The sequence below is a fragment of the Halpernia humi genome, assembly GCF_900108025.1.
Lineage (GTDB): Bacteria > Bacteroidota > Bacteroidia > Flavobacteriales > Weeksellaceae > Halpernia > Halpernia humi.
The window spans coordinates 756,346-773,360 of sequence record NZ_FNUS01000001.1; the positions used below are offsets into that span (position 1 = coordinate 756,346).

The window sequence follows — 17,015 nt, forward strand, 5'->3', positions numbered from 1 at the left end:
ATTCAATAGTAACAGAAAAAAACAAAAATGTGGAACAACCCAATTTTCGCATTTTAAAATTTAAAATCAAATATAAAAATGGCAAAAGAAATAAAATTCGATATCGAAAGTAGAGACGCACTAAAAAGAGGTGTAGATGCTCTGGCAAACGCAGTAAAAGTAACATTAGGGCCAAAAGGAAGAAATGTGGTAATCGAAAAATCTTTCGGTGCACCACACGTAACCAAAGATGGCGTTTCTGTTGCAAAAGAAATTGAACTAGAAGACCGAGTAGAAAATATGGGCGCGCAAATGGTAAAAGAAGTCGCTTCCAAAACCAATGATATCGCAGGTGACGGAACAACCACCGCCACTGTTTTAGCACAAGCCATCGTTCGTGAAGGTTTAAAAAACGTTGCAGCAGGCGCAAATCCGATGGATTTAAAAAGAGGAATCGATAAAGCCGTAAAAGCGGTAGTTGAAAATCTTCAATCCCAATCCCAAGAAGTTGGAAATGATGCCGAAAAAATTAAACAAGTTGCGGCAATTTCTGCAAATAATGATGAAACAATCGGTGCATTAATCGCTGAAGCCTTTGCAAAAGTGGGCAAAGAAGGTGTTATAACCGTAGAAGAAGCAAAAGGAACAGACACAACAGTTGATGTTGTAGAAGGAATGCAGTTTGATCGTGGTTACCAGTCACCATATTTTGTGACAAATCCCGAAAAAATGATTACCGAATTAGAAAATCCTTATATTTTATTAGTTGAGAAAAAAATCTCTTCTATGAAAGATTTGCTACCCGTTTTAGAACCAGTTGCGCAAGCAGGAAAATCTTTATTAATTATTTCCGAAGAAGTAGAAGGCGAAGCTTTGGCAACTTTAGTGGTGAATAAATTAAGAGGTTCACTTAAAATTGCCGCTGTAAAAGCACCAGGTTTTGGAGACAGAAGAAAAGCAATGTTAGAAGACATCGCCATTTTAACCGGCGGAACCGTAATTTCTGAAGAAAGAGGTTTCACAATGGAGAATGCAACCCTAGAAATGCTTGGTACTGCTGAAAAAGTAAGCATCGATAAAGATAATACCACAATCGTAAACGGCGCAGGCGACGAAAGTTTAATCAAAGAAAGAGTAAACCAAATCAAAGCGCAGATGGAAACTACTACATCTGATTACGACAAAGAAAAACTCCAAGAAAGATTGGCAAAATTAGCCGGTGGCGTTGCCGTTCTTTACATTGGCGCAGCCTCTGAAATTGAAATGAAAGAGAAAAAAGACCGCGTAGATGATGCACTTCATGCCACAAGAGCGGCAGTAGAAGAAGGCATCGTTGCAGGTGGTGGCGTCGCTTTAGTAAGAGCAATTTCTGCCATAAAAGTAGATGCAGAAAACCAAGATGAAGCAACCGGAATAAAAATTGTAAAAAGAGCAATTGAAGAGCCATTAAGACAAATTGTTGCCAATGCAGGCGGCGAAGGATCCGTAGTTGTAGCGAAAGTTGCAGATGGCACAGCAGATTTTGGTTTCAATGCAAAAACCGACCAATATGTACAAATGTTTGAAGCCGGTATTATCGATCCTACAAAAGTAGTTCGTGTCGCTTTAGAAAATGCCGCTTCCGTTTCAGGAATGCTTCTAACAACAGAATGCGTCATCACAGAAATTCCAAAAGACGAACCAGCAATGGGCGGAATGCCTGGAGGAATGCCCGGAATGATGTAAAAAACACATTCTCAAATTACACAAAATCCGTTCAAATAATTTTGAGCGGATTTTTTTTTAGGAGCAAGACGGCTATTTCATATTTCGAAGTTGCGTCCGGCTATCCATTACAATCTTTTTTTGCGGCGGCTTCGCCGCCGCAAAAAAAGGATTTCCATTCCTATCCGGGCTAGAAAGTCGGTTGTTCTCTTCTTCGAAATGACTCTCACAGTTCAATCAAACCTTCAAGGTTTCTAAAACCTTGAAGGTTTATATTTTTAACAATTTCCCAAAATCCCCATCAAACAAGTCTAATAAAACAAAATCCAATGAAAATTTTGCCAACTATTCGTACAAACCTTCAAGGTTTATATTTTTAACAATTTCCAAAAATCCCCATCAAACAAGTCTAATAAAAACAAATTCCAATGAAAATTTTGCATCTTCTACTCTTTACATTTTTCACACTAAATTTTGCGCAAAAAAAGGAAGACTTAAAACCTTCATCACAAAAGCAAATCACCTCCGAAAACATAGAAAATAAAATAAATTCTGGCGAGGCAAAATTCATTTCCTTTGGCATTGCGATTCAAGATTTTACAAAATTTCAAAAAAAATATAAAATTGGTTTAGAAACACAAGGCTGCGTGATTACTCCTGCCCTATCAAAAATCGCAACAGAAAACAATACAACTTTAGCAAATTACCTTACAAAAAAGTATGGAAATTCTTGGCGAAATGATTTACCCTTTTTACCCTTCGGACTTTAAAAGAAATCGCGCTTTAAAAATTTTTTGTCATTGAAATTTAACTTATAAAATAGCAACATCCATTTTCAAAATTTTGTAAATTGCACCTCAAGAATTGAACAAATATGCCGTTAATGGAAAAAATCGCTCTCGCAGAAATTGATGACAAAAAAACAAATGCAAGTGAAAAATTTTCAAATAAATCGGCTATAATCACGCATTACCTTCAAAATTATAAAAACAAAATTTCTAATTTTTACGAAAAAGAGGCCCTAAAAATTACCCAAGAAATTTTAGAAAAAAAATATCCTGAAAAAATTATTACCAAAAAAAAAGCAGAAGACGCCTTAAGAAATGGTTTATTTGAAAATCTAGAAGTGCCATTTCCTTCCCCAAAAAATCCCGAATTTACTTTCATAGATTTATTTGCCGGTATTGGCGGCTTTCGGCTTGCACTGCAAAATCTAGGTGGAAAGTGCATTTACACCAGCGAATGGGATCAAAACGCAAAAAATACTTACTTCGCCAATTTTGGTGAAATTCCTTTTGGCGATATTACAAACGAGAAAACGAAAGCCTTTATTCCCACAAATTTTGATGTTTTATGCGCCGGATTTCCTTGCCAACCTTTCTCTAAAGGCGGCCATAGAAACGGTTTCGAAGACACGCGCGGCACTTTATTTTTTGATATTTGTGAGATTATCCAAAAGCACCAACCGAAAATTTTACTTTTAGAAAACGTTACAAATCTCGTCTCCCACGATGGCGGAAATACTTACAAAGTCATCCTAAAAAATTTAGACCAATTGGGCTACATTTTCCCTGAAGAAGCCTTAATTCTTTCGCCTGATAATTTTGGAGTTCCCACCTTGCGACCGCGGGTTTACATACCGTGCGTTCGCAAAGACATTGCGGAAATTAATGTGGATTTTATTAAAAATATAAAAAGAAATATAAAATTTTATTTTTCCGATGAAGTAGATTCCATAGATTCAATAATTAATTTTGAAGATAAAGATTCGCAAATTTCTGCTTATGAACTAAACGTTTTAAAGGTTTGGAACGAATTTTATAAAAATATTGATTTAGACATCATTGGGTTTCCTATTTGGACAGAATATTTTAAATATGATGGCGATTATACCGAATTTCCCGAGTGGAAAGCAAAATTTATCTTAAAAAATGTTTCCCTTTATCAACGAAATCAAAAGTTTATTGATGAATGGTTGGCAAAAAATTCAAATTTAGACGGCTTTATTAAAACACACCGAAAAATGGAATGGCAAGCAGGAAAAAGCCATGATGATATTTTTGATTGTTTAATTCAATTTCGGCCGTCTGGCGTTAGAGTGAAAAAAGCAGATAAATTTTCTACTTTGGTTGCCATGAACCACCAGCAAATTATCGGAAAACTTCGAAGAAAAATCAGTATTGATGAATCTAAACTTTTACAATCTTTCCCCAAAAATTACATTTTGAATCCTTTGCCGTCCGTCGCTTTAAAACAATTGGGAAATTCTGTAAATGTGAAAGTTGTGGAAATTATTTTTAAATTAATGAAAGAAAAATATCTTTCAGAAAATTGAGAAAATTCAAAAAAATCTACATTTCTACCGCTTTCAACTGCCCTTGGTAAAGATTAGAATAATAGCCGTTTTGCGCTAAAAGTTCAGTGTGAGTTCCTGCTTCCACAATTTTTCCGCCCTCCATTACGATAATTTTATCTGCATTTACGATTGTAGAAAGTCGGTGCGCGATGATAATTGAAGTTCTGTTTTTGGTAATTTTTTCCGTTGCTTTTTGGATGAGTTTTTCACTTTCCACATCTATAGAAGAGGTCGCTTCATCTAAAATTAAAATTTTGGGATCCGACAAATAAGCGCGTAAAAAAGACAGCAATTGCCTTTGCCCAAGCGAAATTGATGAACCTCTTTCACTCACCACAAAATCATAAGCGCCGGGCAAACTTTCAATAAATTCATCTACTTCTATATCTTTTGCAACGGCTCTTATTTTCTCTAAAGTCACACTTTCATCACCGAAAGACAGATTTTCAAAAACCGTTCCGTGGAAAAGAAAAACATCTTGCAAAACAACACCCAAATGCTTCCGAAGATTATACAATTCATAATCTTTCAACTCCACATCATCTAAAAATATCTTACCAGAATTAATGTCGTAAAGTCTTGTAATCAAACTAATTATCGTCGATTTTCCCGCGCCAGTTGCGCCAACAATTGCCACCGTTTCACCCGGATTTACTGTAAAACTTATGCCCTTTAAAACCTCTTGTTTTTCATCATAAGAAAAATAAACATCTTTAAATTCTATTTTTCCTTCGAAAGTGCTTTTTACTAATTTTCCTTCGTTTGGCATCTCAAAATTTTCGTCCATCACGCCCAAAACACGTTCTGCACCAACCAATCCTCTTTGAATATTATTAAAACGATCCGCAATTTGCCTCAAAGGTCTTATTAGCATTGAAATATATTGAATAAATGCAATAATTTCTCCCGGGAAAATTTTAATATAACCGCCATAAAATAAAATTAAACCAATAAAAACCGAAGAAATTAATTCTACAACCGGGAAAAATAAAGAGAAAATATAAACCGTTCGCAAAAGCGCACTTTTCAGATTGATATTAATATCATCGAACTTTTTAAATTCTGCTTCTTGCCTATTAAAAACCTGAATAATTGGCATTCCAGAAAGTCTTTCTTGCACAAAACTATTTTGTGTAGCCGTCCAAGTTCGTTCGTCACCAAAGGCTTTCTTCAATTTTTTTTGGAAAAATCTAGTTATCACAACCATTATCGGCAAAATCGCGAGTGAAATGTAACTCAAATTTACATTCACCAAAAACATCGCAACCAACACAAAAACAATTCGTAAAACGTCTCCAAAGACCATCAAAAAACCATCTGTATAAACCACAGAAATCGTTTCTACATCGCTTACCGCTCGTGTTACCAATTGTCCGATAGGTGTTTTATCAAAAAAAGAAGTTTTAAAATAAATCAGTTTATGATAAAGCCTTTCACGAATATCACGAATAACGTTTTGCGAAATAAAATTTGAAAAATAAACCAGAAAAAAATTAAGCAGAGATTCCCCAAAAACCAGCGCAATCAAGATATAAATATGCTTCATCAGCAAACCTGTATCTTTGGATACCATAATATCCTGATCCACCACAAGCATCGTGAGGTAGGGCCGATAAGTGGAAACCGCCGCTAAAAGAATAGAAATAATCAGCGTGAAAATAAACCACGACCGAAATTTCATCCCAATTACGAAAAGCCTTTTTAAAATTTTACCCGTGCTTTGTTCTTTCATTAGCGCAAATTTACACAAAGAATCACAGTTTTACAATTCAGATTTATTATAATTAAATCGGAAAATTGATATGCTTCTAACCTGAGTTCGAATAATAATTTTTTGAAAAACATCAATAGGTACGGGCTTTAGTTTTATAAGGTTTTAAATAAGAATTGGCTTTAGCCAAAACCTAATATACGTTTTGGCCAAAGCCAAATGACGCTTTACATCTTTCATCGGGCTAAAGCCCGACACAATTGATATTTTTAAGTTATTGAAAATTAATACTTTGAAAATTGAATAATAATCGAATTCAGGTTTCTTTTATAAAATCGCCACAAATAAACTAATTACTCGTGAATTTTAAGAAAATTACAGGAAAAAATGAATGCAATTTCAACCTGCTAAATCTGTGAAATCTGCGAGAAAAATCATTCCAATTCATAACCCACATCCACCAAAAAAAGTCCTTGCGCCGGCGCAGAAGTTCCCGCTTTATTTCGGTTTTTTGCCAAAATAATTTGCCGAAAATCTTCCAAAGAAATTTTCCCAGCGCCCACTTCTACAAGTGTCCCAACAATTGCGCGCACCATATTTCGCAAAAATCGATCTGCAGAAATAGTGAATTTCAACTCACTCCCGTTTTGCTCCCAAAACGCTTTATAAATCTTGCAATTATTGGTTTTTGTATCCGTATTTACTTTTGAAAAACTGGTAAAATCTGTATAATCAAAGAGAATTTTTGATGCGTCATTCATTTTTTCAACATCCAAATTTCCGCGTCTAATTTGCCAAGCAAAATCGGTAGAAAACGGATTTTTATTTAAAGAAATATAATATTCATAAGTTCTGAAAGTGGCATCAAATCTCGCATGGAAATCATTTTTAACTGAAAAAATTCGCTTCACAGCAATATCTTCAGGCAACAAACTATTTAATTTATAAACCAGATTTTCAAGTAAAACTTGCGCCGTTTCGAAATGTGCAAACATTTTTTTTGCATGAACACCCGTATCTGTTCTGCCAGCGCCGGTAATTTTAATATCTTCGCGAAGCACTGTCTTCAGGGCATTTTCTAAAACCTCCTGCACAGAAATTTCCCGAGGTTGCCGTTGGTAACCAAAATAATTTTTTCCGAAATAAGAGAACTCTATAAAATAACGCTGCATCTTGCAAATTTATAAAATTAGAAGCAACACATTTGTATTTTCTTCCGAAGACTCCTCCTGCTTTCCACTCTATCCCGCCGCGGCGGGGATGCCGTTCCAATCAGGGCTAAAATTTCGTTTATTTTGCTTTTCCACGGGAAGTATTTTGCGCTTTAAAAAAAATTATCTCAACTTTGATGTAATGAAAATTTTACTACTTTCCGACACGCATTCTTACATCGACGACCGTATTTTAGAATACGCTAAAAATGCCGACGAAATTTGGCACGCCGGCGATTTTGGAAATTTAGAACTCCTCGAAACTTTAGAAAAAATAAAACCGTTGCGCGGCGTTTACGGCAATATTGATGACGAAAAAATCAGAAAAATTGTCCCCGAAGTTTTGAGTTTTAAATGTGAAGAAGTTTCAGTTTTAATGATTCACATCGGCGGCTATCCAAACAGATATTCTCTTACCGCAAAAACTGAAATTGAAAAACACAATCCTCAACTTTTCATTTCCGGACATTCGCATATTTTAAAAGCCATGTATGACAAAAAACATAATTTACTTCATCTAAATCCCGGTGCGTGCGGAAAACAAGGATGGCATAAAGTGCGAACGATGATGCAGTTTGAAATTAACGGCGAAAAAATTGAAAATCTGAATGTTATAGAATTAGGCGGCCGGTGATATTTGTCAGTTGTCAGTTGTCAGTTGTCAGTTAAAAAATAAAATTTGTAACTCTTGGTTCTTGAATCTTAAATCTTGGTTCTAATAAAAAATGAAAAAAGGCGATTTAATTTCGGTATTGGATGAAACAACGACAGGAAAAATTATTTCTGTTTCAAAAGATTTTGCTTTAATTGAAGATGAATTTGGCTTTGAACATTCCATCGAAATTTCAAAAATTATCCCACGGGAAAGTCATTTATATGAGAAATCTGCAATTTCAATAAAGGATGATTTAAAGAAAAAAGCCAGCAAAAAAAATTCTGACAACAGCCGAGTTATTGATTTACACTTTGAAAAATTAGTTAAAAATCCCGCAGAATATTCCGCGTGGGAAAGGCTGGAAATTCAAAAAGAAACTTTAATTGAGAATTTAGATTATTGCAAGAAAAATTACATCAAAAAATTAAACATCATTCACGGCATTGGTGATGGCGTTTTGCAAAATTTAGTTTACGATTATCTGCGCGGTTACAGTGGTATTCAATATGAAGAAGACGATTTCTTCTTCCACAGTTCGGGAAATGTTTGGGTGACTTTTAACTAAAGTCTTCGACAGGCTCAGACTGACAAAAGCGCTAAAAAGTCTTCGACAGGCTCAGACTGACAATGCTAAAACACACTTTAAATTTGGAGATATCTCGCTGAACCTGTCGAAGCGTTTTATGTTGTGATAAAGGCAAAGTTTTTTTTAAATTATTAAGAAACTTTTTCTTTCATCTAATTTTTGATAAATTTGCACGGCATGCAGAAATTAATTTTACTTTTCACAAAAGACGGATTGCAATATCAAATTCGCAAAAACAAATCGGTTTTAGAAGAACATTCATTTTTTAAAAATGAAGATTCTACTGAACATTTCGTGGCTCAAAAGTTAGCTGAAGTTTTGGTAAAAAATAATTTCGCAGAGATAAAAGTGGTTTCAGCATTAAACCATTTTGCGCTGATGCCAGAAGAATTTAAACAGCACGAATTGGGATACAAACTAATTTCGTACAACGCTTCTGTAAATGAAAATGAAGAAGAATTAATGCTTTCCATCAATAAAAAATATGACGTTCAGTTTTATTATACTTTCCCGAAAAATCTTTATCAAAAGATAAAATCGCTTGCAAAACCTGTTAGTTTTAATTTTTCTGGTGAGAAATTTTTGAACAATATTTCTTCAAAAAAGAAAAATGAAATCCATATTCATCTCTATCACCATCAATGCGAATTTATCGCGTTAAACGATAAAAAATTAATTTTATACAATAATTTGGATTTGAATTCTGAAGTCGATTTTTTGTATTTTATTATGTTTACATTGAAGAAAATAAATTTTTCAATCGACGATACGTACTTTTTCGTTTATGGTGAAACCACTGAAAATGAAACATTTATATCAGAACTTCGGAAGTTTGTGAAAAATATTTCTATAAAATTTGATAATCTACACAAACAAAATTTTATTTTGAACTAGATTTGAGAAGTGAGAGTTTAGACTACAATTCTAAAACTGACAACCAACAACCATCACCTAAAAACTAAATCATGTACAGAATAATCGCAGGAAAATGGAAAGCCAAAAAAATTTCTGCCCCAAAGAATTTCGATGTTCGACCAACGACAGATTTTGCGAAGGAAGCCCTTTTCAGCATTCTTCAAAATAAATTTGAGTTTGAATTTTGCTCTGTTTTAGATTTGTTTTGCGGCATTGGAAGTGTGAGTTTAGAATTTGCTTCGCGAGATTGCCAAGATATTACTTCCGTAGATTCTAATTCTAAACACACGGGATTTATTAGTTCTACCGCGGCAGATTTGGAAATGGCACTACAAATAAGAACGATGCGCGCCGATGTTTTTGAATTTATTCGAAAAAATAAAACCCAGAAAACCTACGATATTATTTTTGCCGATCCGCCTTTTGAAACCGAACAAAATAAATACGAAGAACTAATAAAAGGAATTTTTGAAAACGATTTTTTAAAAGAAAATGGCTTGTTTGTTTTGGAACACCAAAGCAAAATGAAATTTGAAAACGAAAATTTACAAGACACGAGAAAATATGGAAATGTAAGTTTTAGTTTTTTTAAAATTAATAAGTAAGGTCTGCGAGATTTTAAAATTAAGTTTTTTAACCGCAAAAGAAGCTAAATATAAAATAAGGTTAAAGTTTATTAATATTTTCATTAACTAAAAACAATTCCTTACAATTGTACTTCTAATTTACTTACCTAAAAAATGAATTGGTCACTAGGAAATTATTGGTATTTATTATTGCTGTTGCTATTGCCACTTTTCGGAACTCTTATTTTTCAGTATTTAAAATGGAAAGATAAGCGCCGAAATGTATTTGCAGAAAGCAGATTTCAACCTGAACTTTTTACGATTAACAAGCGATTTTCTAAAATTTTACCCCTTTTTTACCTTCTAGGAACGCTTTTTTTAATTATTTCTATTGTTGATATTTTAAATGGAACCGAACAAATAAAGGCCAAGCAAAAAGTAAATAACGTTATTTTTCTGCTCGATGTTTCTAATTCTATGAACGCGCAAGACGTAGAGCCCAGCCGATTGCAAGAAGCCAAAAACATTATGGAACAAAGTCTTGCAAAAATGCAAAATGACAAAGTGGGAATTGTGGTTTTTGCAGGCGATGCGATTTCAATTATGCCTTTAACAACAGATTATAGCGCGGCTTCAAACTACATTGATGGCATAGAAACAAGCGTGATGCCAACGCAAGGCACAGATTTTTTGAAAGCCATGCAAGTGGTGACGGAAAAATTTAAAAATATCCCAAAAGGTTCTCGAAAAATCATACTTTTAAGTGATGGCGAAGATAACGAAGGAAATGAAGAAGATGCCCTGAAATTGGCAAAAAAAGAAGGAATTTCTATTATTTCTGTGGGAATTGGGACTGAAGAAGGCGCACCAGTGCCAGAGTATATTTTTGGCCAACTGATGGGTTACAAACTAGATGCAACAGGAGAAACTGTTTTATCTAAAAGACAAACGAATGCACTTAAAGATTTAGCAGAAAACACCAATGGAAGTTATATAGACGGCAATAACTTAGATGAAGCAACAACGCAAATTCGCACAGCATTGGCAAAAAGTGCTTCGAGTACAGAAACTTTCGTCAATTCGCAGACGGCGGTTCATTTTTACCAATATTCTTTGGCTTTATCTTTATTTTTCTTTCTGTTGATTTTGATATTCAATCCTAAAAGCGATTTTAGTATTTAAGCCTAAAATTTAGCAACTAAAGGCTTTTGAGCCAATAATTTAACTTTATTTTAATAATTTTTAAAATTTACTTTAACAATTAATAGATTATTTTTGTATTGATGAAAATTTACAAATTTGTACTTCCTATCTTTATTTTTTTAAGCGCTTTCATGCGTGCGCAAGAAAGTTACAACACACTTGTGTATGAGGGCAATAAAGATTTTAATGAAAAAAAATACGAAGATTCTTCTTCCAAGTTTCTAGAAGCGACGAAAACTAAAGATAAAGATTTCACATCGCATTACAATCTCGGCAATTCCTTCTACAAAAGAAAAATGTATGAAGAAGCACGAGCAGAATATCAAAAAGCTGATAAGTTCGCCAAAACCTCTGCTGATAAAATGGCGGCGCAATATAATATTGGTAATAGCTATATGGAAACTAAACAGCCAGAAAAAGCCGCTGAATATTATAAAAAAGCCTTAAAGCAAGATCCTTACAACGAAAGTGCGCAGCGCAATTATCAGATTGCAAAATTGAAAGAAAAAGAAAAACAGGCGCAAAAAAACCAGCAAAATAAATCGGAAAGCAACAAAGGTGGCAATCAAAAAAATGATAATAAAAACGAAGATGGAAAGGGTAAAAATCCGTCGCAACAATCGGGCGGGAATATCCAAAACATGAAAGGAAATGGAGACAATGGTAACGATGCAGATAAGAAAGATAATGAAGGGAAAATGCCAAAAAATTTAGAAAACGCCATCTTAAACCGAGTAGAAAATCAAGAAAGAGAAACGGCCAAAAGAATTTTAAACAAAAACGCTAACTCTATGCCGCAGAGCAACGAGAAGGATTGGTAATGAAAAATGCATTGAATTTCTTATTATTTATTTTTTCCGCGATTGCTGTTCACGGACAGGTAAATCTTGCTGTAATCCCAGATACGCGGGATTTGCGCACAGACCAACAATTAAGACTAACGGTTGCTTTAGAAATAAGAGGTGATGAGGATGCACAACAATCTAACCTTAGACTTCCCGATTTTTCAAAATTCACCATGGTTGGTACCGCTTCGAAAAGAAATACTGATATCAACGCCGAAACTTTGCAAGTCATCAATCAATTTATTTACCAAGTTGTACTGCAACCAAAACAGGCCGGAAAAATAAAAATTGGCTCATTTCTAATCACGGTCAATAATAAAATATATAAAACCGAGCCTTTTGATGTTTACATCACAAAAGCAGATCCAAAAACCATTGCAAAAACAAATGCTGCAGATGACATGTATCTCAATCTGGAAGTAAAAGATAAAAATATTTATAAAAACCAACCCACTCTAGCGGTTTTAAAAGTTTACAGCAAGGATATCAACAATTTTAGAAATTTAAGCCACATAAAAGTGCCACAAAATAGTGGTGTTAATTTCAGACAAGTCGATTTCACAAAATCTGATATCGAGCAAAATTCTAGTGGGAAAATGGCATCACAAGTAGTTGGCGTTTTTCTTATTTCTACTACAGAAAGTGGCACAATTAACGTTCCACCGGTAAGTGCGGTTGTGAAAAATAGAATATCAAAATCTACATTAAAATCTAATAACGTTAGTTTAAATGTTAAAAAACTCCCTTCAGACGAACCATCAAATTACAAAAATGCAATTGGAGATTTCAAAATAAAACTATCAAAAGATCGCGCCAAAACCTATTCTGTAGGAAACCCTGTGAATGTAAAAATAAATATTTCTGGGGAAGGTAATTTTAAATCCATGAATTTACCAAGACTTACAAATTCACCAAATTATACGTTCTTCCCCCCAAAAATTATTTACAATACAAAGAGCAGTTCGAATGGTTTTACTGGCAATGTGGAGTTACAATATGTTGTAATTCCGAAAAAAAGCGGGAAAATAATGCTAAAAAGTGAAGCGTTTTCCTTCTTCAATCCCGCACAACATATTTATGATAGTATTAAAGCAGATACTTTGAGTTTCGTGGCTCTTAGCCAAGAGCAAATCAGCGATGCAAAAAGCACAATTGAAAAAGTAAATGACTATACTGCAAATGTTCTAGAAACCGTTAACACGCCAAAAATTAGTGGAAGTAAACAAGAAAAATCTACTAAAACTAAACTTAATTATAAGGTAATTCTAGGTTATTCTGCTTTAGTCCTTGCTTTACTATTTTTATTATTTAGATTTAGAAATAAGAAAAAAAATAGAAAAAAAATTACGCTTAAGCCCGTAGAAAATATATCTGAAACCGAAGCCAGATTACAAAGTGAAAAAACTTTGGATTTGGATGTTGAAATTGCCTATTTAGAAAAATTGAAGGACAGTAAAAATTATACGGAATTTTTTAAAGATTACGATTCCTTACTTGCAGATTTAGAACAATTTGCACAGAAAACGCACAACATTAGTTTCTCTAACTATTTACAGAGAGAAGCAGGCGCCAAACAAGCAGATGATTTTATTATTTTAAGAGAAGAATTTGCAGTAGAAAAATTTGCACCGTTTCAATCAGAAGAGAATATCAATAGCCTTTTTAGTAAGCTAAAAAAATTACTTTCCGAAATTAAAGAATAACGATTTATTATTCATATTTTTGCGAAATTAATAAAAATAAAATGTTCGAATTATTTTCTTGGAAACAAACACTTACCGCTACGATGGTTCTTTTTGCGGTGATAGATATTTTGGGTTCTATCCCTATAATTGTGTCTTTGAAACAAAAATTCGGGCATATAGAATCTGAAAAAGCCTCGATTGTGGCAGCGATTTTAATGATGGCTTTTTTATTTGTAGGCGATAAAATATTAAAATTAATTGGTGTAGATGTGAATTCTTTTGCGATTGCAGGTGCTTTTGTGATTTTTATCATTGCGCTTGAAATGATTTTAGGAATTGAAATTCACAAATCTGGTGAAAGCACCTCTGCATCGATTGTTCCGATTGCATTTCCATTAATAGCGGGCGCCGGAACCCTAACAACAACTCTCTCTCTACGAGCAGAATACCACGATATTAATATTATTTGTGCTATACTTCTCAATTCTTTTTTCGTGTATTTGGTGCTAAAATCTGCAACCTGGATTGAAAAAAAAATGGGGAAAGCGTCTTTGCAAGTTCTACAAAAAGTTTTCGGAATTGTGCTTTTAGCCATCGCTATTAAATTATTTACTGCTAACTTTGCACAACTTTTCAGTCAATATATTCATTTTTAAAGTTCTCACTTATGAAAACCATTTATAAAGTATTTTTAGCCCTATTCATAATATTTATCGCAGCCAACCTCTATGTTTTCGATTGGAGTATTTCCTTCTTTGCTGAAGAAAATTCAACATTTGTGCTTTCTATGGCAGCAGGGCTTTTAGGGATTTTTGTAGTTTTTGTGCTTCATACTTGGAGCAAACTTTCTACGGCTAAAGGATAAATTTTTAATGCAAAATTTTTTCATTAAATTTAAAAAAGATTTTAGATTTTAAAAAAATTAAACTTAGAGCCTGTTTAAATTTATAATTTATTTTTACCATTAAGGAATTAAGCTATTTTCGCTTAAAAAACTTAATAAAAATCAATTTATTGATTGCTTAATCAGAATAAACTTAACTCACTGAAATTCTTAATGTTAAATTTAAGAATAAACAGAGTTTATTTTAATTTAGAAAATTAAGAAAAGGCTATAAAAAATTTATTGAATGAAATTTAAACAGGCTCTTAGAATCAATCTCTAGATTTATGAATAGCCTTATCTAGAAAAATACGAACGACTTAACGCTAAAATTTAAAGAATAAAGCCAGTTTATTCAGATAAAGAAATTAAGCAATAAAATTTAAAAAAATTCTAAATTTTTAAGAATGGCTTCGGCTTTTAGTTCGGTTTCCGCCCATTCATTTAGCGCTTTGCTTTGGGCTGTAATTCCGCCTCCTACAAAAACTTCCGCCGCGTTTTTATGTATTTTAGAGCATCTTAAATTTACGAAATAATAGATTTCATCAGTAGTTTCTACTTTAGAATAACCCGCATAAAATTCTCTAGGATTTTCTTCAAAATTAGAAATTGCAGTTTTGCAAAATTCTTTTGGAATACCACAAACAGCAGGCGTTGGATGAAGTTCTGAAATTAAATTTTCTAAATTTTTTCTTTCTAATTTTAATTTAAAATCTGTACGAAGATGTTTGATATTGCCAGAAATATGATCTTTGGTTTCAGAAATTTCAACTTCATCTGAATATTTAGATAATACAGATTTCACATAATTACTTACCGTTTTTTGTTCATCCAATTCCTTAGATGTCCAAGTTTTATTTAATGCTAAAGTTCCGGCCAAACTCATTGTTTCAAAAGTGGCATTTTCTTTATTAAATTTACCTAAAACTTCAGAAAAAGCACCCAACCAGCAGGCGTTTTCAGTTCTAAATAAATAAGTGAAAGCATTATCATAAGCTTTTATTAAATTTAAAAAACTTTGAGATAAGTTGATATTTTTGTCTTTTAAATCCAGAATTTTCCGACGAGAAATAACCAATTTTGGAATTTTATTTTTTTGGATAAATGAAATGACTTCATCTAATTTTTTAGTGTAATTTTCTTCAGATTCTTCTTCGCATTTATTCAACTTAAAATTTAAATCCTTAGAAAATAGCGGATTTATTAATAGTTCATTAACAGAACTATTTTGCAGATTTCCTTTAAAATCTAATTTTTCTAAACCATCAAAACTGGTGAATTGAACCACATGATTTTCGGATGATACATCATTAGAAAAAATAGTTTTGGAAAAAGGAAGTCGGAAATAGATTTGGTTTCGCATTTTACTTCGCAATCACATTATTAGTCATCGTAGTATAGTTGATGAGATCCCCTTTTTCGTTGCGAATCTCTATTTCAGAAACATGCATCGTTTTACCTTTTCTTATAAATTTTGCAGTGCCGGTTACCATTCCTTTTCGAATGCTGCGCAAATGGTTGGAATTTATATTGGTTCCAACAGCATAATATTTTTCTTTATCTATGAAAATATTAGACAAACACGAACCTAAGGTTTCGGCCAAAACACAACTTGCGCCGCCGTGCAAAATCCCAAAAGGTTGATGCACTCCTTCATCAACAGGCATCGTGGCGGAAAGTGAATCTTCGGTAACTTCAGAAAATTGAATGCCGAGGTTTTTGGCGAGCAGACCGTTTCCCCAATTATTTAAAAAATCTAAAATTTCTTTTTTTTCTTTATTTGTCATTTTTTAATTTGGAAATATTTCACGCAATGACGCTTTTTTTCACGCAATGTGCGCTATGGTTTTACGCAATGTACGCAATGGTTTATTTTGTGGTTAGATTTTGAGTTTTTGTGTTGTTTCACGCAATGACGCTTTTTTTCACGCAATGAGCGCTATGGTTTTACGCAATGTACGCAATGTACGCAATGGTTAATATTGTGGTTAGATTTAGGAAAACCTAATTAAAATGTATTTTTTTTAATTAAAAATTGGCTCAATCTGTAAAATCTGCAAGGAATTATTTCAAATAAAATAATTGTAATTGATTTTTAATATTTAATAAATCTTCGGATTCCAGTTTTCTGGAACGGCGGGAACAATTGGTCGGTAATATTCTTCTAATTCTGCCATTATATCTTCAAAAGTACGCGTTTGCAAATCGTGCACAGAAATTGCTTTTCCGAGGTGAATTTCTTTTTTTGAAAAGTCTCCGGCACCCAAAACAATTGGTACTTTGGATTTTAAAGCCATGTAATAAAAGCCTTTTTTCCATTTTTCAACACGGCTGCGAGTACCTTCTGGCGTGATTACCAGACTAAAATCTTCGCGTTTAAACTGCCGATCTACAAAGTTTACCAAATCGTTTCTTTGGGATCTATCGATACCAATTCCACCTAAAGCTTTTACTATAAAACCATACCATGCTTTTGTGTGTTGATCTTTAATGATTATTTTTAAAGGTTTACCTAAAACCCAATAGGCGAAATTGCCTAAAATATATTCAATATTTGCGGTGTGTGGTGCTACCACGAGGATGCAACGGTCTAGATTTTTCACATCGCCATCTAGAACTATTTTCCAGCCGAGAATTTTTAGGGCTAATTTACCGAGTAATTTTTTCATTGAGTTTTAGTATTTAAAAACAAAAAGTATAACCAACAAGTGGTTAT

The 17,015-nt window shown here is 33.3% G+C and carries 17 protein-coding genes; 12 read left to right on the forward strand and 5 right to left on the reverse strand.

Annotated elements, in window-relative coordinates; all coding sequences use genetic code 11:
• Positions 1-78: 78 nt before the first annotated feature.
• From groL to C4S29_RS03515, 3 genes are all read left to right on the forward strand, one after another.
• On the forward strand, positions 79-1,704 hold the full coding sequence (gene groL / locus C4S29_RS03505) for a chaperonin GroEL (protein WP_103912728.1): 1,626 nt from the start codon (positions 79-81) through the stop codon (positions 1,702-1,704).
• Positions 1,705-2,111: 407 nt separating this feature from the next.
• Positions 2,112-2,453: an FEKKY domain-containing protein gene (locus C4S29_RS03510; protein WP_103912729.1), complete on the forward strand. Its 342-nt coding sequence runs from the start codon at positions 2,112-2,114 to the stop codon at positions 2,451-2,453.
• A 113-nt stretch (positions 2,454-2,566) separates the two neighbouring features.
• Positions 2,567-4,018, forward strand: a complete 1,452-nt coding sequence (locus C4S29_RS03515; protein WP_103913029.1) for a DNA cytosine methyltransferase — start codon at positions 2,567-2,569, stop codon at positions 4,016-4,018.
• A 16-nt stretch (positions 4,019-4,034) separates the two neighbouring features.
• On the opposite strand, the gene C4S29_RS03520 is transcribed toward C4S29_RS03515, so the two are convergent.
• Complete coding sequence (locus C4S29_RS03520) at positions 4,035-5,771, reverse strand: ABC transporter ATP-binding protein (RefSeq protein ID WP_103912730.1); 1,737 nt, start codon at positions 5,769-5,771, stop codon at positions 4,035-4,037.
• A gap of 413 nt (positions 5,772-6,184) precedes the next feature.
• Positions 6,185-6,922, reverse strand: a complete 738-nt coding sequence (truA, locus tag C4S29_RS03525; RefSeq protein ID WP_103912731.1) for a tRNA pseudouridine(38-40) synthase TruA — start codon at positions 6,920-6,922, stop codon at positions 6,185-6,187.
• 181 nt (positions 6,923-7,103) lie between these two features.
• Between truA and C4S29_RS03530 the strand changes: the two genes are divergently transcribed.
• From C4S29_RS03530 to C4S29_RS03570, 9 genes are all read left to right on the forward strand, one after another.
• A complete protein-coding gene (locus C4S29_RS03530; protein WP_103913030.1) occupies positions 7,104-7,595 on the forward strand; it encodes a metallophosphoesterase family protein in 492 nt (163 codons plus the stop codon).
• Between the two features lie 91 nt (positions 7,596-7,686).
• Positions 7,687-8,181 (forward strand): Smr/MutS family protein, encoded by a 495-nt coding sequence (locus C4S29_RS03535; protein ID WP_103912732.1) that lies wholly within the window; start codon positions 7,687-7,689, stop codon positions 8,179-8,181.
• 198 nt (positions 8,182-8,379) lie between these two features.
• On the forward strand, positions 8,380-9,096 hold the full coding sequence (locus C4S29_RS03540) for a DUF3822 family protein (protein ID WP_103912733.1): 717 nt from the start codon (positions 8,380-8,382) through the stop codon (positions 9,094-9,096).
• Positions 9,097-9,167: 71 nt separating this feature from the next.
• Positions 9,168-9,722 (forward strand): 16S rRNA (guanine(966)-N(2))-methyltransferase RsmD, encoded by a 555-nt coding sequence (gene rsmD / locus C4S29_RS03545; protein ID WP_103912734.1) that lies wholly within the window; start codon positions 9,168-9,170, stop codon positions 9,720-9,722.
• A gap of 135 nt (positions 9,723-9,857) precedes the next feature.
• Positions 9,858-10,865, forward strand: coding sequence for a vWA domain-containing protein (locus C4S29_RS03550; RefSeq protein ID WP_103912735.1), 1,008 nt, complete (start codon positions 9,858-9,860; stop codon positions 10,863-10,865).
• Positions 10,866-10,966: 101 nt separating this feature from the next.
• Positions 10,967-11,707, forward strand: coding sequence for a tetratricopeptide repeat protein (locus C4S29_RS03555; RefSeq protein ID WP_103912736.1), 741 nt, complete (start codon positions 10,967-10,969; stop codon positions 11,705-11,707).
• Complete coding sequence (locus C4S29_RS03560) at positions 11,707-13,434, forward strand: BatD family protein (RefSeq protein ID WP_103912737.1); 1,728 nt, start codon at positions 11,707-11,709, stop codon at positions 13,432-13,434. The genes C4S29_RS03555 and C4S29_RS03560 overlap by 1 nt, the downstream gene beginning before the upstream one ends.
• 41 nt (positions 13,435-13,475) lie before the next feature.
• Positions 13,476-14,072, forward strand: coding sequence for a MarC family protein (locus tag C4S29_RS03565; RefSeq protein WP_103912738.1), 597 nt, complete (start codon positions 13,476-13,478; stop codon positions 14,070-14,072).
• Positions 14,073-14,083: 11 nt separating this feature from the next.
• The gene (locus tag C4S29_RS03570) at positions 14,084-14,281 is read left to right on the forward strand and encodes a hypothetical protein (RefSeq protein WP_103912739.1); all 198 of its coding nucleotides are present in this window, start codon (positions 14,084-14,086) and stop codon (positions 14,279-14,281) included.
• A 400-nt stretch (positions 14,282-14,681) separates the two neighbouring features.
• Here the strand turns inward: C4S29_RS03570 and C4S29_RS03575 are convergent, their stop codons facing one another.
• From C4S29_RS03575 to C4S29_RS03585, 3 genes are all read right to left on the reverse strand, one after another.
• Complete coding sequence (locus C4S29_RS03575) at positions 14,682-15,662, reverse strand: chorismate-binding protein (protein ID WP_103912740.1); 981 nt, start codon at positions 15,660-15,662, stop codon at positions 14,682-14,684.
• A gap of 1 nt (position 15,663) precedes the next feature.
• A complete protein-coding gene (locus tag C4S29_RS03580; RefSeq protein WP_103912741.1) occupies positions 15,664-16,086 on the reverse strand; it encodes a PaaI family thioesterase in 423 nt (140 codons plus the stop codon).
• Positions 16,087-16,401: 315 nt separating this feature from the next.
• On the reverse strand, positions 16,402-16,968 hold the full coding sequence (locus tag C4S29_RS03585; RefSeq protein WP_103912742.1) for a 1-acyl-sn-glycerol-3-phosphate acyltransferase: 567 nt from the start codon (positions 16,966-16,968) through the stop codon (positions 16,402-16,404).
• Between the last annotated feature and the right edge of the window lie 47 nt (positions 16,969-17,015).